Source organism: Paenibacillus sp. J22TS3, from assembly GCF_018403205.1.
Classification (GTDB): Bacteria; Bacillota; Bacilli; order Paenibacillales; family Paenibacillaceae; genus Fontibacillus; species Fontibacillus tuaregi.
The window spans coordinates 211,493-232,787 of the sequence record NZ_BOSF01000008.1; the positions used below are offsets into that span (position 1 = coordinate 211,493).

At 49.8% G+C, this 21,295-nt stretch carries 19 protein-coding genes; 12 read left to right on the forward strand and 7 right to left on the reverse strand.

All coding sequences use genetic code 11. From position 1 onward, the window contains the following. Positions 1-13: 13 nt before the first annotated feature. From KJS63_RS22195 to KJS63_RS22210, 4 genes are all read left to right on the forward strand, one after another. The gene (locus tag KJS63_RS22195) at positions 14-1,636 is read left to right on the forward strand and encodes a S1C family serine protease (protein ID WP_213621102.1); all 1,623 of its coding nucleotides are present in this window, start codon (positions 14-16) and stop codon (positions 1,634-1,636) included. 165 nt (positions 1,637-1,801) lie between these two features. After that, on the forward strand, positions 1,802-2,491 hold the full coding sequence (locus tag KJS63_RS22200) for a response regulator transcription factor (RefSeq protein WP_068619975.1): 690 nt from the start codon (positions 1,802-1,804) through the stop codon (positions 2,489-2,491). A gap of 2 nt (positions 2,492-2,493) precedes the next feature. After that, entirely contained in the window at positions 2,494-3,951 is a 1,458-nt protein-coding gene (locus tag KJS63_RS22205; RefSeq protein WP_068619974.1) for a sensor histidine kinase, read from the forward strand. Between the two features lie 97 nt (positions 3,952-4,048). After that, a complete protein-coding gene (locus KJS63_RS22210; RefSeq protein ID WP_213621103.1) occupies positions 4,049-5,008 on the forward strand; it encodes a 4-hydroxy-3-methylbut-2-enyl diphosphate reductase in 960 nt (319 codons plus the stop codon). A gap of 382 nt (positions 5,009-5,390) precedes the next feature. Here KJS63_RS22210 and KJS63_RS26480 read toward each other — a convergent pair whose 3' ends face one another. Next, the gene (locus KJS63_RS26480) at positions 5,391-5,525 is read right to left on the reverse strand and encodes a hypothetical protein (RefSeq protein WP_280520844.1); all 135 of its coding nucleotides are present in this window, start codon (positions 5,523-5,525) and stop codon (positions 5,391-5,393) included. 87 nt (positions 5,526-5,612) lie between these two features. Here KJS63_RS26480 and aroF point away from each other — a divergent pair, with 87 nt between their 5' ends. The 3 genes from aroF (at position 5,613) to serC (ending at position 9,691) form a co-directional block, all read left to right on the forward strand. Then, positions 5,613-6,665, forward strand: coding sequence for a 3-deoxy-7-phosphoheptulonate synthase (gene aroF / locus KJS63_RS22215; RefSeq protein WP_068619972.1), 1,053 nt, complete (start codon positions 5,613-5,615; stop codon positions 6,663-6,665). A 228-nt stretch (positions 6,666-6,893) separates the two neighbouring features. Further along, the gene (glnA, locus tag KJS63_RS22220; protein WP_213621104.1) at positions 6,894-8,318 is read left to right on the forward strand and encodes a type I glutamate--ammonia ligase; all 1,425 of its coding nucleotides are present in this window, start codon (positions 6,894-6,896) and stop codon (positions 8,316-8,318) included. A gap of 284 nt (positions 8,319-8,602) precedes the next feature. Then, positions 8,603-9,691 carry a 3-phosphoserine/phosphohydroxythreonine transaminase gene (gene serC, locus KJS63_RS22225; RefSeq protein WP_213621105.1) on the forward strand — a complete coding sequence of 363 codons (1,089 nt, stop codon included), beginning with the start codon at positions 8,603-8,605 and terminating at the stop codon, positions 9,689-9,691. A gap of 71 nt (positions 9,692-9,762) precedes the next feature. Here serC and KJS63_RS22230 read toward each other — a convergent pair whose 3' ends face one another. Next, positions 9,763-10,983: an MFS transporter gene (locus tag KJS63_RS22230; protein WP_213621106.1), complete on the reverse strand. Its 1,221-nt coding sequence runs from the start codon at positions 10,981-10,983 to the stop codon at positions 9,763-9,765. A 111-nt stretch (positions 10,984-11,094) separates the two neighbouring features. Between KJS63_RS22230 and KJS63_RS22235 the strand changes: the two genes are divergently transcribed. Next, the gene (locus KJS63_RS22235; RefSeq protein ID WP_213621107.1) at positions 11,095-12,873 is read left to right on the forward strand and encodes an ABC transporter substrate-binding protein; all 1,779 of its coding nucleotides are present in this window, start codon (positions 11,095-11,097) and stop codon (positions 12,871-12,873) included. Positions 12,874-13,101: 228 nt separating this feature from the next. Here the strand turns inward: KJS63_RS22235 and KJS63_RS22240 are convergent, their stop codons facing one another. Both KJS63_RS22240 and KJS63_RS22245 read right to left on the reverse strand, forming a co-directional pair. Continuing rightward, positions 13,102-13,401, reverse strand: coding sequence for a hypothetical protein (locus KJS63_RS22240; RefSeq protein WP_213621108.1), 300 nt, complete (start codon positions 13,399-13,401; stop codon positions 13,102-13,104). 90 nt (positions 13,402-13,491) lie between these two features. After that, the gene (locus KJS63_RS22245; protein ID WP_213621109.1) at positions 13,492-14,250 is read right to left on the reverse strand and encodes a hypothetical protein; all 759 of its coding nucleotides are present in this window, start codon (positions 14,248-14,250) and stop codon (positions 13,492-13,494) included. A gap of 689 nt (positions 14,251-14,939) precedes the next feature. On the opposite strand from KJS63_RS22245, the gene KJS63_RS22250 reads away from it, so the two are divergent. From KJS63_RS22250 to KJS63_RS22260, 3 genes are all read left to right on the forward strand, one after another. After that, positions 14,940-15,632, forward strand: coding sequence for a S41 family peptidase (locus KJS63_RS22250; RefSeq protein WP_213621110.1), 693 nt, complete (start codon positions 14,940-14,942; stop codon positions 15,630-15,632). Between the two features lie 343 nt (positions 15,633-15,975). Beyond that, positions 15,976-16,440 (forward strand): tRNA (uridine(34)/cytosine(34)/5-carboxymethylaminomethyluridine(34)-2'-O)-methyltransferase TrmL, encoded by a 465-nt coding sequence (gene trmL / locus KJS63_RS22255; protein WP_213621111.1) that lies wholly within the window; start codon positions 15,976-15,978, stop codon positions 16,438-16,440. A 228-nt stretch (positions 16,441-16,668) separates the two neighbouring features. Next, complete coding sequence (locus KJS63_RS22260; RefSeq protein ID WP_068622459.1) at positions 16,669-16,923, forward strand: AbrB/MazE/SpoVT family DNA-binding domain-containing protein; 255 nt, start codon at positions 16,669-16,671, stop codon at positions 16,921-16,923. A gap of 274 nt (positions 16,924-17,197) precedes the next feature. Here the strand turns inward: KJS63_RS22260 and KJS63_RS22265 are convergent, their stop codons facing one another. Together KJS63_RS22265 and KJS63_RS22270 are read right to left on the reverse strand one after the other, a co-directional pair. Next, positions 17,198-18,268: a phosphodiester glycosidase family protein gene (locus KJS63_RS22265; RefSeq protein WP_213621112.1), complete on the reverse strand. Its 1,071-nt coding sequence runs from the start codon at positions 18,266-18,268 to the stop codon at positions 17,198-17,200. Beyond that, positions 18,265-18,675: a hypothetical protein gene (locus tag KJS63_RS22270; protein WP_213621113.1), complete on the reverse strand. Its 411-nt coding sequence runs from the start codon at positions 18,673-18,675 to the stop codon at positions 18,265-18,267. The genes KJS63_RS22265 and KJS63_RS22270 overlap by 4 nt, the downstream gene beginning before the upstream one ends. Positions 18,676-18,873: 198 nt before the next feature. On the opposite strand from KJS63_RS22270, the gene KJS63_RS22275 reads away from it, so the two are divergent. Continuing rightward, the gene (locus tag KJS63_RS22275) at positions 18,874-20,070 is read left to right on the forward strand and encodes an aminotransferase class I/II-fold pyridoxal phosphate-dependent enzyme (RefSeq protein ID WP_213621114.1); all 1,197 of its coding nucleotides are present in this window, start codon (positions 18,874-18,876) and stop codon (positions 20,068-20,070) included. A 305-nt stretch (positions 20,071-20,375) separates the two neighbouring features. Here the strand turns inward: KJS63_RS22275 and KJS63_RS22280 are convergent, their stop codons facing one another. Next, the gene (locus KJS63_RS22280) at positions 20,376-21,182 is read right to left on the reverse strand and encodes a DUF2161 domain-containing phosphodiesterase (protein WP_213621115.1); all 807 of its coding nucleotides are present in this window, start codon (positions 21,180-21,182) and stop codon (positions 20,376-20,378) included. Positions 21,183-21,295 lie beyond the last annotated feature (113 nt).

The following is a 21,295-nucleotide window of genomic DNA, read 5'->3' on the forward strand; positions in this document are numbered from 1 at the left end:
GAGGATAACAACAATGGACGAACAAAGAAATAAACCCGGAAATAACTTTGGAGACGACGCGGCAGATCAGCGGGAGCAGAAGCCATCAGATTCCGGTTCATCATATTATTCCTATGGTCCTTTTCAGTCTTACGGTCAAGATAATCAGAGGGAGGCGGAAAGAGAGCTGTCCCAGGAACCGGAGCGTGTTGAAGTCACACCTCCACAGCCGGTCAGACCCCTCTTAACCTCCTATGATATACGGCCTTCGAATGACGGAGGCGGCGGTGGGGCATCCGGAGCAGGTGGTAAAGGCGGCGGGGGGAACTGGCAGTATAACGGCAAGCCGAAGTCTTCTATAAAATCCGTCATTGCGGGTGCCCTGGCCGGAATGCTGATCCTTACCGGCGCGATGGTATTTGCCGATAAGGAGAATCTGTTCACCTCAGACCAGGCAGCTGCCCCTGCGGTCTCTTATTCTAGCGGCTCTAACGGGGAACAATCGGAGAGCAGCACATCTTCCAATAAAACAACTCAAGCCATCTTCCCAATGACCAACCCCGGAGATGTCAGTGATGTGGTGGATCATGCGGGACCGGCAGTGGTTAAGATCGAAACGCTGGTGAAATCCAGTAAACAGAGCCGTGGAAGCAGTACAGACCCGTTCAATCAATTTTTCTTCGGCGGAGATGACAGCCTGTTTGGCGGCGGCCAGGGCAATGATCCTTATGGTTCCGGCGGTTCGGGCTCTGGCTCAGGTTCTGGTTCTGGGTCTTCCGGAAATCAGCTCGTTCCAACAGGCTTGGGTTCCGGCTTTATCTTCGACAAAACCGGATATATTCTAACGAATGAGCACGTGGTTCATAATGCGGATGTGGTACAGGTCACCGTACAAGGTACGAATAAGCCTTATGAAGCTAAAGTTCTTGGCACAAGCTACGACCTTGATCTTGCCGTCCTCAAGATTGAAGGCAGCGACTTTCCTTCGATCCCGCTGGGCAGCTCCAACAACACCAAAGTCGGTGAATGGCTGGTAGCCATCGGTAACCCGCAGGGCTTCGATCACTCGGTAACAGCCGGTGTGCTCAGCTCCAAAGGACGCCAAATCACGATTGCCGGCGAGAATGGGGAGAAGGACCGCAAGTATGAGAACTTGCTCCAGACCGATGCCTCGATCAATCCGGGGAACTCCGGTGGACCCCTGCTTAACCTGAAAGGTGAGGTTATCGGAATTAATGTGGCGGTAAGCGAGAACTCACAGGGTATCGGATTTGCGATTCCAACAAGCACCATTAACGAAGTATTGGATAAGCTGAAGAACAATCAGGCCATCCCTAAGAAGCCGGTTCCGTTCATCGGGGCATCTCTGATGACTTTGACAGAGGAAGTGGCCAAACAGATGGGTACCAATGTCAAAGAAGGCTCTGTAGTGTCTGAGATCGTGTACAAGTCGCCGGCATACAGCGCAGATCTTCGTCCTTATGACATCATTACAGGGGCGGACGGCAAGAATTATGCCACGAAGGAAGATCTGATCGCCTATATTCAGACCCGTAAGGTTGGGGATAAGGTGAAGCTGAGTGTTGTCCGTAACGACAGCAAGATGGATGTAACGGTAACGATTGGGGATAAGAACAGCTTCCAGAATCTTGAGTAACGGGCCTGGGATATGTATCAGGCAGGAATACAGAAGCGGCAGGGGAATCCCTACCGCTTCTTGTTGTAAATACAGGCATTCAATTTGGTACAATACAAATAGTGAATACATGTACAGTCAGGATCGATCCGCAGGTTGCGGCGAATTGTAAAAAGGAGATGTACCATGAGATCAGGGATATTGATTATTGATGATGATGAGAAAATTATTTCCATGCTGCGGCGCGGCTTGGCTTTTGAAGGGTATGATGTCTATTCCGCCAGTAATGGCGCCGAGGGGCTCCAAATGATGCTCTCGGCCGATCCTGATCTTGTGGTGCTGGATGTCATGATGCCGCAGGTGGACGGCTTTGAGGTCTGCCGGCGGATTCGCGAGGGCGGGAGCAGTGTGCCCATCCTGATGCTGACGGCCAAGGATGAGGTCGAGAACCGGGTTAAGGGGCTTGATCTTGGAGCGGATGATTACTTGGTGAAGCCTTTTGCACTTGAGGAGCTGCTTGCCCGGGTAAGGGCGCTGCTCCGCCGTAAGGAAAGTGCTGCGGAAGGCGACAGCCAGCGCCTTGTTTTTGAAGATATCGTGCTGGACTACGATTCCAGAGAAGTGATTAGAGCTGGACGCAGGCTTGAGCTTACAGCCAAAGAGTTCGAGCTTCTGCATCTGTTCATGCAGAATCCGAAGCGTCTTTTGACCCGCGACTTGATTATGGACAAAATCTGGGGGTATGACTACAGCGGGGAATCAAATGTGCTGGAGGTCTACATTGCCATGCTTAGACAAAAGACGGAGGAGCAGGGCGGTAAGCGGGTCATTCAGACGATCCGCGGAGCCGGTTACATTCTGAGAGGAGATTCTTGAGTATGTCCATAAGATGGCGGCTGACCGCATGGTATACCTGCATACTGGCCGTAACTCTGGTGCTGTTCGGAGCTTCGATTTATGGACTTGTGCGTTATAACATTTATTCCGAGGTTAAGAGGAAGATTGTTGAGCAGGCCAATCAAATCCGGAATGTGAATGGGATTTTGGATTTGGATAGCTTTAATCTAAGTTTGGAGCTGCCCCAGCTTACCAAGCTTAAGGATAATAATATTTACTGGCAAATTTACAGTTATTATGGCACCGGAATCACAAGTATTTCGCCGGATCTTCAAGAACGCAATTTAACCCTGCCGATTCCGAAACAGTCTACTTTGGTAGACGGAGGTAAATTTTCAGTCTTTAATAAGGGCGGGTATTCGTTCATTTTATTTGAGGTGCCGATTCAGACTGCGAGTCAGCCGATCGGAGTACTGTCGCTGGCGGTAAACACCATGTCAGAAGACCGGTTGCTGGATCAGATGAAGACGGTTCTGATCTTCGGTTTCTTCATTACCGTTGTCTGTGCTTCAACGTTGGGTCTGTTTCTAGCCCGGAAATCGATGATGCCGATTGGCAAAGTAATTGAGGCCGCCAACCAGATTCAGACCGGGAATGACCTCAGTGTCCGCATTGACTATGACGGTCCGAACGATGAGATCGGCCAGTTGATTGGTACGGTCAATCAGATGCTTGAACGGACTGACCGATTCTATAAGGAATTGGAGGAGGCTTATGCAACTCAGCGGCGGTTCGTTTCGGATGCCTCGCATGAGCTGCGGACGCCGCTTACCACAATACGTGGCAATGTGGATTTGCTTAAGAAGGCTTGGGATCAGGAAGCCGAAGGGCGGCTTAAGATGGATGAGCTGACCCTGCGCAGCATGTCCATGGAAGCGATTAGCGATATCGCGGATGAGGCCAAGCGGATGAGCCGGCTCGTGAATGACATGCTGTCACTGGCCCGTGCGGATACGGGGCAGACTATTACGAAGGAGCCGCTACTCATCTCCCCGATTGTGCAGGATGTCATCCGGCGTTCGCAGTTCCTTAAGCGTTCAGCCGCATGGATACAGGGCGACCTGTCCGCGATTAACGGCATCTATGTGGAAGGCAACCGTGACTATTTGCAGCAGATGCTGTTCATTTTCATTGAGAATGCGTTCAAATATACGCCTTATGGTAAGGTCGTGATCGATGCCGTGCGGGTCGGCGGCCAGATTGGAATCCGGATCGCTGATACTGGCATCGGCATGGATCAGAAGGATATTCCCCACATCTTCGAGCGGTTCTACCGCGCCGACCCATCGAGAGGGGTCACTCAAGGGACAGGGCTTGGGCTGTCCATCGCCAAATGGATTATTGACGAGCACCGGGGGTCGGTGGAAGTCATCTCCCGCAAGGGGGAAGGGACAGCGTTTGTGATCTGGCTGCCCGCCTTCCCGACCCCGCTTCAATAAGGTATAATAAAGGTGTTTGTCACAAGTAGAGTGTAAGGTTCGCAGCTGGTGCTTATAGAGTCCAGCTGACAGAACCAAGAAAGCGGGGTATTATTCCATGGAAGTCGTCAAAATTTCGCCGCGTGGTTACTGTTACGGTGTGGTCGACGCGATGGTTTTGGCCCGTCAGGCGGCCAAGAATCTCGATCTGCCGCGTCCGATATATATACTGGGCATGATTGTTCATAATAGTCATGTTACCACCTCCTTCGAAGATGAGGGGATTATTACGCTGGACGGTCCGAATCGTCTGGATATCTTAAGTCAAGTGGAATCCGGCACCGTAATCTTCACGGCTCACGGAGTATCTCCGGAAGTCAGGAAGATAGCCCGGGAGAAGGGCCTGACTACGGTTGATGCAACCTGTCCGGATGTGACGAAGACTCATGTGCTGATTGAAGAGAAGGTTGCTGAGGGGTATGAGATTATCTATATCGGGAAGAAAGGGCACCCTGAACCCGAGGGAGCTATCGGTATTGCACCGGAGCATGTGCACTTGATTGAGCGTGAAGAAGAGATTGATACGCTGGAGCTGAACTCAGACCGGATTATTATTACGAACCAGACTACCATGAGCCAGTGGGACATCAAGCACATTATGAAGAAGCTGGTTGAGAAGTTTCCGGGGGCTGAAGTGCATAACGAAATCTGCCTGGCTACCCAGGTCAGACAGGAAGCCGTGGCCGAACAGGCGGGTCAGACCGACTTGGTCATTGTGGTCGGCGATCCCCGCAGCAACAACTCGAATCGTCTTGCCCAGGTCTCCGAGGAGATTGCTGGTGTTACGGCCTACCGTATTGCGGATGTGACTGAGCTTAAGCGGGAGTGGCTCGAAGGTGTGAATAAAGTAGGAGTTACTTCCGGGGCGTCTACGCCGACTCCGATCACCAAGGAAGTGATAGCTTACCTTGAACAGTATGATCCTGAACGCCCAGAGACTTGGGAGATTGTACGCACAGTCAATATGAAAAAGCTGCTTCCCCCGGTTCGCGAGAAGTCGGGAACCCCAGCATCTTAAGCAGAAGACGCCAAGACGCCTGAATTCAGGCGTCTTTTTTTGAATTTCATTTCTTACGATTAATGCTGTTCTCAGCAATTTCTCTGTCCCGCTACCTGGATATTTTTCGGAAACCTGTTATGGTGGGAAGACTCCCAGGGACTGCTGCTCGTATTGTGAGCCTATTGGGAAAATACTGTTGCCTCTATATCCCTTGGCTGGAGCGACTTTATAGCGTTTTCCAAGGATCAATTTCCGTACCCGGAGAGGGACCAAGGGTTGACGGTAGGGAGATACTCTTGTATAGTTACTTTAACGATTAAAAGCTTAAAAGCGAACAAGCGTTTAAGTGCGGAAGTGAATTTCTGCATTAACTTCAACTTTAAACAATATAAAATGAACTTTAGAATGAACCGATCTCAGCTTCGATCCCGAGTGATTCTGAAGAAGCGGAGCATCCGCCTTTGTCTCCGAAATGCCCATTAATATCTAGTTCAAGCATTTCGTAGACAACAGCGGTCGTAAGAACACTCGGCATCGCAGCGCCCGAATAGGGTAACTTTCATAAGTTGATTTTATATAGAATGAGACAACTGTAAATTTTCCCCGGAGAGGATGTCATAACATGATCGTAATTACTTCTAATCAGACTCCTGAAGAGCGCATTCAGGAAATTATTGCTGTCATCGAGAAAGAAGGGCTCCAAGCTCACGTATCCCGTGGAAGCGACCGCACCGTGATCGGCCTGATTGGTCAGATCGAACCGAAGCTTGCAGAGCATCTGCGTCAAATGAAGGATGTAGAGAACGTCATCAAGATCTCGAAATCCTACAAGCTTGCGAGCAGGGATTTCCACCCTGAGAATACCGTGATTTCCCTTGGTGATGTCACCATCGGAGGCGGCGAGCTAGTAGTCATGGGTGGACCATGTGCGGTGGAGACGCCGGAGCAGATCGATGAGATTGCCCGCTTAGTGAAGGCAGCAGGAGGGCAAGTGCTGCGCGGCGGCGCATTTAAGCCCCGCACAGGCCCGTACAGCTTCCAGGGAGTCGGTGTGGAAGGTCTGATCATGATGGCTGAAGCAGGTAAGAAGCATGGTTTGCTTACAATTACCGAGGTTATGACACCGGAATATGTTGACGTATGTGCGGAATATGCGGATATTCTTCAGATTGGTACCCGAAATATGCAGAATTTTGATCTGCTTCGCAAGCTGGGCAGCTGTGGACGCCCGATCCTGCTTAAACGGGGCTTCAGTGCAACCTATGACGAGCTTCTCAACGCGGCTGAGTATATCCTTGCCGGCGGGAACCCGAACGTGATGCTCTGTGAGCGGGGAATCCGCACGTTTGAGACTTATACCCGCAACACGCTCGATCTGTCCGCAATTCCAGTCCTGCAGCAGCTCAGCCATCTGCCGGTGATCTCAGACCCAAGCCATGGCACGGGACGGCGTGAGCTTGTAGAGCCGATGGCCAAAGCGTCCGTTGCGGCTGGTGCAGATGGTCTGATTATCGAGATGCACACAGATCCCGACAATTCCATGACCGGAGATGGAGTGCAATCCTTGTTCCCTGACCAATTCGCAGCGCTTCTACAGGACTTGGAGAAGCTGGCCCCAATTGTCGGAAGACAATTTAATACCCCGAAATCTGCCTTAAACACTGTGAGTGTGTAATATTTTCCCGGGAAATACCATAAACGATTGAACGCCTGGTCCTTAGCAAGGGGCCAGGTTTTTTATGTAAAGTGATAAAATGTTATAATACCTGACATGAAAAACAAAAATACCTTACATAAGTATTGACGCATTGTTTTTGTTAGGATTATAATGACGACATTAAATATTAAGTATGAACGTTGAGTGTTATCTAGTGCTTTAATGTTCGTGATTGGGAGGATTAAGATGTCTGTACAGCAGGTTTTGAACACTATTCAGGAGAAACAAATTGAGTGGGTGGATTTCCGTTTTGTAGACCTGTCCGGTCGTGCACACCATATCAGCCTGCCAGCCAAAGAGGTGGATGAGGAGACTTTTGTAAATGGTGTAGCGTTTGACGGTTCCTCAATCCCGGGCTTCCGTGGTATTGAAGAGTCTGACATGGTAATGATGCCGGATCCTAGCTCATGTTTTGTTGATCCTTTCACCGCACATCCTACCTTGAACATTCTGTGTGATATCTTTACACCGGACGGCAACCGTTATGAGCGCGATCCGCGCAGCATCGCTGTTCGTGCCGAAGAGTACCTGAAGAAGAGTGGAGTGGGGACAGCAGCATTCTTCGCGCCAGAGTCGGAGTTCTTCATCTTTGACGATGTCCGTTATGAGAGCAGTATGAACCGTTCCTACTACGAAGTGAATTCGGAAGAAGCAAGCTGGAACACAAGCCGCAGCGAAGAGGGCGGCAACCTAGGTTTCAAAATTCCTGTTAAAGGTGGATACGTGCCAGTAGCACCTACTGATAAACAGCAGGACATCCGCAGCGAAATGTGCCGTTTGCTGGAAGAGGCAGGCCTTCGTGTTGAGCGTCATCACCATGAGGTGGCTACAGCAGGGCAGGCTGAGATCAACTTCCGTTTTGACACACTTCTCAAAACCGCTGATAACCTGATGGTTTACAAATATATCGTTCATAATACCGCACAGCAATTTGGCAAGACGGCAACCTTTATGCCGAAACCGCTGTTTGGCGATAACGGTAGCGGGATGCACGTTCACCAGTCTATCTTTGACGGCGACACCCCTCTTTTCTATGAAAAAGGCGGTTATGCTAATCTAAGTGAAATGGCGCTCCACTATATCGGTGGGATTCTACATCATGCGCCTGCGCTTATTGCCTTCACGAACCCAAGCACGAATTCGTTCAAACGCCTTGTTCCAGGTTATGAAGCCCCAGTGAACCTGGTATATTCCAAAGGTAACCGTTCTGCAGCAGTACGCATTCCTGTAGCTGCCGTAACTCCTAAGGGCTGCCGTATCGAGTTCCGTACCCCGGACTCCACCGCAAATCCATATCTGGCGTTCTCCGCGATGCTGCTTGCCGGTCTTGACGGAATCAAACGTAAGATCAACCCGCAAGAGCAAGGATACGGGCCTTTCGACAAGAACATTTACGAATTGTCAGATGCAGAGAAAGCGGAAATCCGCAGCGTTCCAGGTTCCCTTGATGAAGCACTGGATGCTCTTCTGGCAGACAGCGAGTTCTTGACTGAGGGCGGCGTGTTCACCCAAGAATTCATCGATAACTTTGTTGAACTGAAGCGCAAGGAATCCAAAGCGGTTAATATGCGCGTTCATCCGCATGAGATCGGACTGTATTTCGATCTGTAATCGAACTTATCCATGAAGATATCGTAGCCAAGAAGCCGTCCCACCTGGTCGTTCCGGCCCGGGAAGACGGCTTCTTTTTTTGACAGGATCAGGTTTGTCCTTACCAGATGAACATGTCAGAAATAACTATTCTTTGACAAGATAAAGCGGTAATGTGTCAATTCTGCAAACTTGTCCACGCAGCCTCAATATGTTCTTGATGCCCGGATCGATTGTTGTTATAGTAAACCGTAACTAAACACCGTGTTTCAACTTACTTTAAGAAAAGAGAGGATGGGAGTCCAATGAGTAAGAGAGCCTACAATTTTAATGCGGGTCCTGCAGCGGTCCCCCTGGAAGTGCTGGAGCGCGCCCAGGCTGAATTTGTCGATTATCATGGTACGGGAATGTCGATTATGGAGATGTCCCACCGCGGAGCGGTGTATGAGGAGGTTCATAACGAGGCTCAGAGCCGGCTGCTAGGTCTGTTTGGTAATCCAGAAGGATATAAAGTGTTATTCCTTCAGGGAGGGGCTTCCACACAATTTGCTATGCTTCCGATGAACCTTCTTTCCGAAGGCAAATCTGCTGGTTATGTCAAGACCGGCAGCTGGGCGAATAAAGCTATCGCTGAAGCCAAGCTGATTGGAGACACCTTTGTGGCGGCTTCCTCTGAAGAGGACCAGTACAAATCGGTTCCGGATCTGTCGAATCTTCAGCTTCCTGAGAAGACGGCTTATTTGCATGTGACATCCAACGAAACTATCGAGGGCACGCAGTTCAGCAGCTTCGCGGACACTGGGAGTGTTCCTCTAGTTGTAGATATGTCCAGTGACATCTTGTCACGTTCCTTCAACCTTAAAGACTTCGGGCTGATCTATGCCGGCGCCCAGAAGAATCTGGGGCCTTCAGGAGTAACCGTAGTGATAGCCCGGGAAGAGTTGATTCAGAACTCACCTAAGCACATTCCGACCGTGCTTCGTTATGACACACACACCAAGAACAACTCTCTGTACAATACTCCTCCATCCTTCTCGATATATATGGTGAACCAGGTGCTCAAATGGATCGAAGAGCAGGGCTCACTGGAAGGCATCGAAGCGAAGAACCGGGAGAAAGCCAAGCTGCTGTATCATACGATTGACAATAGCGGCGGATTCTACCGTGGATTTGCCAATCCGGACAGCCGTTCCATTATGAACGTTACCTTCCGGCTGCAGTCGGAAGAGTTGGAGAAACAGTTCGTCAAAGCTTCCGAGCAGGAAGGCTTTGTCGGTCTTAAAGGACACCGGAGCGTCGGCGGCCTGCGTGCTTCCATCTATAATGCCGTATCCTATGACCATATCAAAGCGCTTGTTGACTTTATGGGTGAATTTCAGAAGAAGAACGGCTAATTAAATGTAAAATGTTGGCGAGGGACCCCCGGTGCAAGGGGGTCACCTCTTTTTTTTGCTAGGAAGATGCTTTAATGGACGCTAATCCGTAATTCTTCTGTTAAGCGCGGGCTCCATAGAGAGCTCATGCGGCAGGCGATGAACATTACGATGTTCAGCAGAGCCGCTGTTCCAAAGACCAGAGCGGGAGAGTAATGCTGGGATATCCACCCTGCTGCGAGGATGGCAGAGGGCATGCCCAGCTTAAAAGCCGAGCCGGTGATGCCGCTAACACGCCCAATCAGATGCTGTGGAGTAGATTCTTGGCGATAAGTCCAAATGCATATGGAGCTGATCGTGCCGAACATCCCGTCAAAGAAAAGGCCTGTAGCCAGGATAAGACCGCTGTGGGCAAAGTATAGGACAGCATATGCAAGCCCGCTAAGCAGTGTGGTTACGCCTAGGATATGACCGATGCTGAAGCGGCGTCTGAGCGGGCTGATGAGCAGGCTTCCAGCCAGTCCGCCGATGCCTCCTGCAGACAGTACAAGTCCAAGCGCAGCATTGTCCAACCTTAATCCATCCTTGGCTGCGAACACAATTGTCGCATCCACCATACCGGTTGTGGAATTGAGAAAGATCACCAGCACCGTAATCTGCCTCAGAATCCGGTTGCGCAGCAGTTCATTCCAGCCCTCCTTGAGCTCTTGACGGAAATTGCCGCGAGGTACAGTTGAAGGCTCCGGGTCTGCAGGGAGCAGGAGTATCAGCAGGCAGGCTGGTACAAAAGCTATGGCGGTAAGCAGCAGACCGACATTAAGGTCGGATAACATCAGAATAAGGCCGGTCAATGCCGGGCCCATGATGGCGATAGCTGTGCCGAGGAAGCTGAAAGCCGCATTGGCGGGAGTAAGATGCTGCCCGGGAAGAACAAGCTTGACCAGTGCCACACGGGCATTAGAATAAGCATAACCCAGAGTCATCAACAGGAAGCCGGTGGTATAGAACACATAGATGGAGGGGCTTCCGTAGGCGGTCCAGAAATATAAAATAGTCAACAGAATCAGCTGGACCAACACACTAAAGATGGACCAAAGCTTTTTTCGTGCACGGTCGACCCACACACCAATGAAGGCGGCAAGTAATAAGTTTGGCAGGAAATCAATCCCCCGCATGACCGACATAGCAACAGAGGAATGAGTAAGATCATACAGAATCAGCGGCAGAGCCAGCTCATAGATTTTATTCCCGATGGCCAGAATCCCTCCGCTGATCAGCAGGATCAGAAATTGCTTGTTTAACCATAAAGTCATCTGATCACCTTTCTTTACGTGTTATTGTGGGATCAGTATACTGGTTGAAAAGAGGAAGAAAAAGCGAAGCTTTCATCCAAGCATTTCGCCTTTTAAACGGAGTGGACCCAGATGGAAATTGAAAAATATTATTTCCGGCTTAGACAGCGATACTCCCTGCAAGGGGAGGATCAGGCTTTTCCAGTCAAGATGGATGAGCTAACCGATGCCCTTGGATGTACGCGCAGGAACGCCCAGCTCCTGCTCCTGCGCATGAGCCAGATGGAATTGCTGGTCTGGGAGCCCGGCCGTGGGCGCGGACACCTCTCCAGGTTGACGTTCCTAGCCTCACATCAAGATCTTGTTCTGCAATTGGCTCGCCATAAGGTTCAAGAGGGGCGGCTTAATGAGGCATTAGAGCTTGTGGATTCACTCCAGGACGGGCATTTGGCCGAAATCTTTGCAGCATGGTTATCCTCCCAGTTCGGCGTTGTTCCAGGGGGCGAGTCCATCGACATCCTCAGGTTTCCTTTCTACAGGGAGGTCCCTGATCTGGACCCGGCAGGGGTAATCCGCAGGACTGAGGCTCACTGGATCGAGCAGATATTTGATCCCTTATGCACATATTCTGCCGAAGAGGGCAGGCTGGTTCCTGGACTGGCACATGCATGGGAAAGTGAGGACAACGGCCAGATATGGCGCATTCACCTGCGGAAGGGAATCCTGTTCCATCACGGCAGACGTATGACCGCAGAGGACGTGAAGTTTACCTTGGAGCGTGTGCGCCGCTTCCAGCCGGAAGACTGGATGCTGTCCGCCATACAGCGGATTCAGACCCACGGCAAATATGAGCTTGAAGTTCAATTTGACCGCCCGATGGGATTGTTTATGAATGTGATGGCTTCAGAGCGGTATTGTATCGTGCCGGCTGATCTGCATGAAGCCAGCTTCGCCCGGAATCCTATTGGAACAGGACCTTTCAAGTTAACTCATAATGACGCGTCCATGCTGGTTGTGCAGGCCCATGAGCAGTATTTTGGCACCCGCCCGCATTTGGACCGCATCGAGATGTGGGTATGGCCCAATTATCAGGGGATTCATACATTGCAGCCCCAGGACCCGAAGGCTCAGCTCCTTTATTTTGAAGCCCAGATCTTGAGTGGAGCCAAGCCCCATCTGCAGCAGCTTGAGCAGGGCAGCACTTATTTGACCTTTAATATGAAAAAGCCGGGAGTTCTACAGGACACCAAATTCCGCCAGGCCGTTCATAGCGCTATAGACCGCGGCAAAATGGTTCGGGAATTGGGCGGAATCAGAGCCCGATCCTCGGCCGGATTTTTCCCTTACCCGGGAGACAGCGGCTGCATCCAGCCAGCCCTACTTGAGGAATCCCGCCGTTTGCTGTCCGAATCCAGCTACCAAGGCGAGACTCTGTGGCTGTACACGTATGCTATGCCCAGCAATGAGGAGAACGCAGCATGGATCCAGGCGTGCTGCAGAAGCTTGGGCATACAGCTGGCATGGCGTGCTTTTCCGATAAGAGAGCTGTCCGAGCCGGAAAGAATCAAGGAAGCGGATTTGATTCTTGGCGGAGAGGTACTGGGTGAGCAGCCGGACTTAACCTTAATCAATCTGTATACCTCGGCCACCTCGTTTGTTCGTGGACATTTGGGCAGCGATGTGGCAGTGAAAGTGGATGCCTGTATCCGGCGATGTACCGCGGAAAGCGACGCCCAGTTAAGAATCAAGGAACTGATTAAGGCTGAGGAACTGATTCGAAGCAGCTATAATGTTCTATTTTTGTACCACAGTGTGCAGACCGCGAACTATGACGGGACATTTGGAGGGATGAGCCTGAATGCATGGGGCAAAGTGCGGTATAAGGATGTATGGATACGCCGGAGGAAATAGGTAGAAGAGGTGATCCCCGATACAGGGGGCCACCTCTTTTCTTATGATATCTGTGAAGTTCAGGCCGATCGTCTAATTGCTTGGATTTACGCAACCACTATGCCTGGATCAATCGAGGGTGGATATGGGATCTCTGCATATGGCGAAATCCTACTTCAGAAGCATGTTCTGAAGCAGGGAGAGGTGTTTGTCAAGGGGGTTTTAAATTTTGCTTATAAAAATAGTTTATTATTCCATTGGCAACATAATCCTGGTGACTTTTCTTCCTTCATTCATGCCAAATGTGTCAGCAAATTTCTGGGCTATTATAGGATCATCAATCACAATATCCTTAAGCTCTGGGTTTGAACCATTCGGTTGAATTCGTACATATTTTTTATGTGCTTCTAAAAAACTCTCTATATTTTGGTTTTCATTTTGAACAACATTGTTTAACCCAGAATTATCGTTGCGGCCACAACCCGCAATAATAAATATGGCCAAGATAATGAGGACTAACAACCTAGGGATAGGCTTTCTAATTCTCATAATTTCACCTACTTTCATTACTTATTATATACATAATTATTAAATGAGAACCATCTTTTAGGATGGTTCTCATTGTAATTTTTGAACTGTTTATTGGAAAACAGCGAAACACACAGACCACGGTTTTAATGCTCTACCTGATCCAACATAATCATCCCAAATAGGATCATCTTCCCAAATATCGAAAGTCTTTACTTCATACTTTGCGTAACCAGCAAGAACAGTTGCTTTTCCATTGGTCTGAACAGAGTCAGATGCGCTTACAGAAAAAGTATCAGTTACACTGTAACCTACGCCTGCTGAGACTATTTCTGCACTTATACCAACGTTTGCAGAAAAAGTAGCGGCCACAGATTTAGTAATATTTAGTCCTAAATTATGGTTAATGCCATCTGCACGAGCTTCCGATCTTCCTAATGCTTCACTCCCACAGGCATAGCCTGCATTTTGAACATTTTTTAAGTAATACTCGTTACCTCCAATTTCAGTTGGACTTACTTCATTATTAAGATTAAGAGGGCTGTCAGAATTAAGCACAGGGGAAATGAATTTAACTGCCTTTTTTCCATCAGGAGCTTGAATACCAAGTTTCTCAATTAATAGAGTTGCTGCCTCCGCATCATCAATTACAAGATTAGTTACATCTGTGTTTGTTGAGCTTACTTCTCTTTTAAGCTCAACCCCTTGTTGACTAGCAAATTCTTGCAGTCCTTGTTCAGTACACAACTTACTACTTTCATTTGCGTTTAAAATGTCACCTGATTTACTTGATGCACTTGCTGGCACAACTAAGACTAAAGAAAGTAGAAGGGCAGATAAACAAGTACCTAATTTGAATCTCTTTTTCATTAAACTTACCTCCTAATAGTTAAGATTATTTTCTTTCTTTATATAATAACAACGATAAAATTGGATAAGTTGTGTAAAAATTAAAAAAAATTACAGTCTGTTTGTCTACTAATCTGATTAACTGTAGCTTCCCTAGAGATATACCTTTAGGGAGGCTTGGAAAACTGAAGTTTTTTCGCTATATTCGCTATAAAGGTATTATTTTGTTTTTATAAACGTTTGCAATGATAATATCACCTTTATAAACTAGCAGGAGTCTTGATTATGAGAACTGAAGAAGAATACTTTTTACAAAATATTGAGGGAATATGAGAACATCGCGGACGAACGCTCTAATTATCTATAACTGAGTATAATATAGGCGCTCCTGGATTCCGGGAGCGACTTTTTTCGTTCTGCCTGTTTTAAACCAGTGGGATTGGTTATAACCCATGGGTTTTAAATAAGGTGATCTTGCCAAACGGTTATAATCCTGATAAAACAGCTTATGATGAAAATACATAAAAACTCAATTTTGTCTCCTTCAGCTTGAGTTTTAAAACCTTGAAATCACCTTTTGCCGTTTTATACGAGAGTGAGCAGCCGGGAATGATACGTAAACAGCATGTGAAACCCTTCAGAAGCTCCGACGATATACGACGTGTATTTGAATTTTATACAGGTAAAAAGGTGGCCATCTCAAGCTGGCGGTGCTGCGAGGCAAGAACAAGCTTTACCTTACCATTCCTTATGGCGAACGAGCAGTAGATGAATTCATCACGCCAGGCGTTGTTGAACAGGTAAAGGACGGTATTTATTACGTTAATCCGACAAGGTTGACCGAAGACATGTTCCAACAGAACCTCTCAAAGCTGGAACATGCAAAAGGCGTAATCTTCGATTTAAGAGGTTATCCGTATCCGGGTACAATTGGGATAAATATATTGAAATATCTAACGGATTCTCCATTCCAGACGCCGCAATTCCATATGCCTCTGTTTGTATTTCCGGATCATGAAAACGTGAAGTTTAATCTTATACAAGATACACATGAACCGGAGCAATCGAAATTAAAGGGCAAAGTGGCGTTTCTGACTTATGGAGGCGCAGTTAGCTATTCCGAAACAATTATGGGTATCGTCGAACATTACCGATTGGCGGATATTATCGGACAACCGACTGCGGGGGCGAACGGAGATGTGAACCTTATTCAACTGCCGGGTGGCTGTATCGTGGGATGGACAGGTCTAGTAACCTTGAAACAAGACGGCAGCCAGCACCATCTCATCGGCATTCAGCCTACCGTGCCGGTGGAGCGAACGATTAAGGAAGTCCGCGAAGGGCGAGATGTATATTTGGAGAAGGCTATTGAAACGATTAACGCCAAGCAAAACAATCAATAAAACAGAACAGTGTATGCTCTTCTGAATTGTTAGTAATGATGGATGACGATAGGCGGCCGGTTTATTCCGGCTGCCTGTTAGTAGTAAAGTAAGCTGCTTGAAGCTGCGGAACTATTCGTAGAAGCTGTAATATCCCATCCCTCTGTACCACAGTGTGCAGACCGCGAACTATGACGGGGCATTTGGAGGGATGAGCCTGAATGCATGGGGCAAAGTACGGTATAAGGATGTATGGATACGCCGAAGAGAATAAGGCAGGCTGTTTGAATAGGGGAAGAACGTGATATAATACAAGGATGAATTTGGATGTAATCTTTCGCACAAGAGAGGGGCTTCACTCATCATGGCTTTACATATTGTACTCGTTGAACCTGAAATTCCGGCGAATACCGGGAACATCGCCCGTACGTGCGCGGCTACGGGAATCCATCTGCATCTTGTCCGCCCGCTCGGCTTCCGTACCGATGACGCCACGCTGAAACGCGCCGGCCTTGATTATTGGTACGCTGTTCATATCGAATACCATGACTCCTTCGCAGAGGTTGAGGAGATGTATAAAGGCAGCAGATTCTTCTTCGCCACCACCAAAGGGGACAAAAGATACAGTGACTATCAATATCAGGATGGGGACTTCTTTGTTTTCGGCAAGGAAACCAAAGGATTATCGCCGGAAATCCTTGAGGCTCATCCAGACAGCTTAATCCGGATGCCAATGACCGACAAGGTACGCTCGCTGAATCTGTCCAATTCTGCTGCAATTATTGTGTATGAAGCGCTGAGGCAGTTGGATTTTCCTGGTATGAGGTAAGGATTTTATGTGTAAATATGTCTGAAGTTGCGATTTTTTCGTGAATTATCACAAAAATTAGATCGTTAAGCAGGATTCAGGAAAAAAATGCCGAAATAAATTTATTTAAAGACCTTCCATCTTTTGCTTTTCTGCCGATATAAGAAGGGGGAAGCTTTATTATATCTTCAGTGAAGAGCCCTATTCATGCACGGTCTGTTTATATTTTTCGGGAGAGGTGTGCTTGTTATGAAACCTGCTGGTGTGGTCCGTAAAGTGGATCAACTGGGGAGAATCGTCTTACCCAAATCGCTTCGGAAGAGATATCAAATGAATGAAGGGGACCCTGTCGAAATTCTCGTACAAGGGGATCATATTATCCTTGAGCGTTATCGTCCGAAGTGTGTGTTCTGTGGAAATATGGAAGATGTGAGCGAGTTCAAAGAACGGTCCATCTGTGGACAATGCCTGGTTGAAATGAACCACTTACCAAGACATGCGTAAGCTTTTGTCTTGGTTGGGGCGCCGCTAAGCAGCGGCGCTTTTTATATGCCCGGACAAGGGACGAAAAGAAGCACTTCCAGGTGGAAGTGCTTCTTCTTCATTACAAGCCTTTAGTTTTATCATCGTTATAAGCTGCAGTTAGAATTCCGCCCACAAACAGGGCAAATACCAAGGTAATAATCCAGAACGTTAGTGAAAAGGACACAAGGCCACCTCCAGGCAATTACTCTCTTCCCCTATTATAACCATCCCGGATATAAAATTAAAAGCTCTATTATTTGAAAAATAAAAAATGAGTAGGGACCGGACGCAGCGATCCGTCTGAAGGTTTATTAATCACTCTGCCGTTTAGGATGAGCGAGGTCGATCCACCGCCGTCCAGGTTGTAGGCGCTCTGCACCCCCAAATTGTACAGCTTGTCCTGCAGCTCTGGAAGGGACGCGCCGGAACCGCCTTTCTCGTCATAACCATCAACAACGAGTACAAGGAGCTGATCATCCCGGTAGCTGCCAATTACTGTGCGGGGCGCCCGGTAAGGGGAGGTTATCCACTTGGCCGGGATGGGGGTCTTGGACCCGTTCTGCAGAAGCACCGGAACGAAGGTGGCCCCGAAGGCAGGCTTCAACCGGTCCAGCTGGTCCTGACTGGAGAATTTTCCTCCGATCAGCTTGCCGGACTGATTCAGGCCGACAAAGGATAGATCCTTATAGCTCGGCTCAAAGCCGGTCAAATATTTGCCGTTCAGGATCGTGGTGCTGAGCGGGTAGCGCTTGCCGCCTGAATCCGCGAATCCGCCGGCATTGATCCCGGCAACAGCACCGCTGTGCTTGACTGCCTGCATGGTCGTCTCTGCGGCGCCGAGCTTGTCGCCGGCCACAGCCATTTTCATGGCTGAAGGGGTTTTGAGTTTGATTTTCATGGCGTACCCTTTATAATTCCCCGGATTAATCTTATACAGCTCAATCCGGATCTTGTCGCTTTGCACGGTCTCAAAGGGAGTTGTTCCGAACTTGGCTGTGATCCGGTGATCATAGATCATTTCCGGGCGCCGGGAAGCCGAGCTTGCCGATGAGACAATTTGCGACATTGCACTAGTCGTCTTCTGATACAGCAGCGAGGTTTTGCGAATGGTGGAAATCGTATATTTAGCTGTCTCTTCAGCATTAGTCAGTCCCTCTGACAATGTGGTTACATGCTGATGAAGCTCCTTCGGCTCAGACAGGTCCACCTGCTGTCCTTCCCAGTTCAGGTGAACGCTTCCGAGCAGCAAAGCGATGAACAGACCGAAGAAAGGGGCTGTTGCAAGCATAAAGAACCGGTTAACTTGTTTGACCTGAATGTTCATTTCAGCAGGTCCATCTTGCTCTGAAGAGCATTAAGTTGTTTTTTGACTTCATTTAACTGGGTGTACAGCTTGTTGCTGTTGTCGGTCTTATTGCTTGCATTGTCCTTCGTAAAAGTCAACAGCTCATTAAAAGACTGCACTTTGCTGCTTAGTTCGCCCACTTCCTTGGACAGGGAGGTCAGCTTGGCGTTGTAATCCGCCTTAATGGCATTCGTCTGGGTTTGCCACTTGGCATCCAGGCTCTTCAGCATGGCCTGCTGAAGATGGTTGCTGTACCAGTAGGTTGCGGCAATCCCCGCCCCAATAAGCACGAGCCAGATTACCAGAAATACTTTTACGGACGTTCCCCGGCTTCTCTGGCTGCGCGTTGCGGGAGGCGTGGAAACAGGCTCCGTAGAGAAAGACATGTAAATCACCTCAAAGCATTTTCTATTAAATTTTACCTTTTTAACATTCTATCATTCTATCATTTCGCCCTGTTGACCGCAAAAAATGTAAATGTTTTCAAAGAGATTTGTTGGAGAAAAAGTCAGAATCGCGGGTATTAGGCACCTTGGACTTCCATAGGTATAGGAAACAAGCGGAGATTTGGAGGTGAGCGGGGGATGGCGAATAGAAAATTAGGCCATGAAGAGAAGAGACCACCTGGAGATGGGCTTATCTCCTTGGCGGAGGAGGGTCTCGAGACAGGACTCCTCCCGGACGGCTGGCGGGAAGCCGCACATGAAGCCTGGAAGGGAGAGGTTCAAGAAGAACTCCTGAGTCTGGTTGGGGAGGGAGTTCTTCAGGCGGAGGTAACCCGGGCAATAAGCGGGTGGTTCCGACACGGAGATAGTCCGGCTCTGGAAGATGAGCAGGGTCTATTTGTCACGGCTGGTAGGGGAAGGGCTCTCGTACTGCTTGCGAACGTGCTGTTGAAGCCGGGAGAGAAGGTGCTGGTGGAGACACCGGTATCGCCTGCTGCCAGGGGAATATTCCATAGGAATGGAGTAGAAATTATCGGGGTGCCCTGTGATCCGGATGGGATGCTTCCTGGGGAATGCCGAACTTTGATTCGGAAGCATAAGCCGAGGCTCATTTACTTCACGCCGGATGAATCGGATACTTGTGGGATCTCTTGGAGTTCCCGGCGAAGGGCTGAGGTGCTTGAGGTGGCGCTGGAAAATGAGGTTTGGACCGTGGCCGACCGAAGCGGCGGCCGCGCACCTGTTCCAGGGGAGGAAAGCTACCTTAAAGGCTCTATATACGCCCAAGCCTTGGAGCGGGGAGCCGGGGCAAGGACGGCCGAGCTGGATTCCATGGATGGGCACGGCATCCATGCAGCCTGGGTTAGAGCCGACCGTGCGCTGGTTCAGCGCTTGCAGGAGGCGAGGCTGAAGCTCCCGGAGCAGGCCGGGCACAGCGGCCTCCCGGGAGCACCGGCGGCGCTGCTGGTTCGGCCGGGCTTCAGCTGGCCGCAGCATGCCGCCGCCTTGAACCGCGAGTACGCCTCCCGGCGAGCGGAAGCTCTTGCGCTGCTGGAAGGCAGCCCTATCCTCCGGGCTGCCTTCCAGCAGCCTGCCGGCAGCGGCCGCTTCCTGTGGGGCGAGCTGCCGGCAGGGCTGGATAGCGGCGCGCTTCTGCGGGCGGCGCGGCTTCATGGCGCGGCGTTCCTGCCGGGCGCGCCGTGGTGTTACGCGGGAGCGGGCAGCCCGCGTACGCTGCGGCTGTCGCTGGCGGCGCAGAGCCGGCAGCGGATGCGGCTGGGGCTTGCGCGCCTTGCGGATGCGGCGGCGGAGTTCACTGCCCGCTGGGAGGGCTGAACGCGAGCCTTTTTGTGAAAAGCCCGCACCGCTTCGGGTCGCTGACGGAATCCTCCAACTGATTCGGCCGTTCCCTCTTACCTTGGGGACAGCCATGAAAGACCATCTGGGAAATCCACTTGCTTCTTGCATGTTGATAGGAACCCCAATGTCAAGCCCATCAAGACCGATACTATTTTAGATCAATGCCACGGGAGTCAAGATTCTGCTCTGCTCATGTCAGCGCGAGATCCAATCCATCAACAGCTGCTCGCTATGGAATGCCGAACTCATAAAGAGATATGGCCGAAGCCGGTGACACTACATTACATCCGCTCCATCAGATCCACCAGCCCAGCTGCTGCCGCGGCGGCCTCTTCCTTGATCGTCTCCTCAGACGGCTCTTCGGCTGCCGCGAACATCCGGTGGCTGTTCGTCACCTGCTCATAAGTCCTCAGCGCTGCGGCGCCTTCAGGCGTGAGGGAGTAGCGGCCGCGGGCAATCCGGACGAACCAGCCGTAATAATTGCGCTGGAGGATGTCGGCCGCCCGGCCCACTCCGCTCTGGTCACGGATTTCGCGCGGTGACATAGGTTCGCTGCAGCTGGCCATAACTTCGGCCACCCGCAGGGCCTTCTCGCGGTAAGCCGTGACCAGCTTCTGGCCGCGGCTGCCGCCTACGTTATAATCTCCGCTCCGTTCGCGGAATTCATTTGCGAGCCGGTTTAATCGTGCTTTCATCGGCTTCTGGCCGTAGACTGCCGAGCCTTCCGGAGTGCAGAGCACCTCAACGAACGGCTTTTTGGTTTTATAGTGCGTCACCGTGATCAGTCCCAGTCCAAGCCTGCGGCATAGCTGGGTAATCTCACCCCAGCGCTGGTTATGAGCTCCCTTTTTTTGACGGTTCTTCTCCACCGCCAGATATACTTCCTTGCTTAGCTTCTGGCGCTGCATGCCTTGCAGGAGCAGAGCCAGATTGAAGGTTTTTTTCATCTCCACAATCAAAGGGAACTCCTCACCTGGACGGAATCCGACCAGATCGCAGTGGCGGACCTCGCTTTTCACCTCATAGCCCTGCGCCTCAAAAAAAAGCTTCAGCGGCTTATACAGTTCGGTCTCGTGTTGAACCGCCATTTGAACGGCTCCTTCCTTGGCTGATGCCTATATTCCTTTGAACTGAAGTATACCACAAGCGGTTGGAGGCAAGGAGTCATCTCAATTCTTATTTAACCAATGGGAAAAATGTT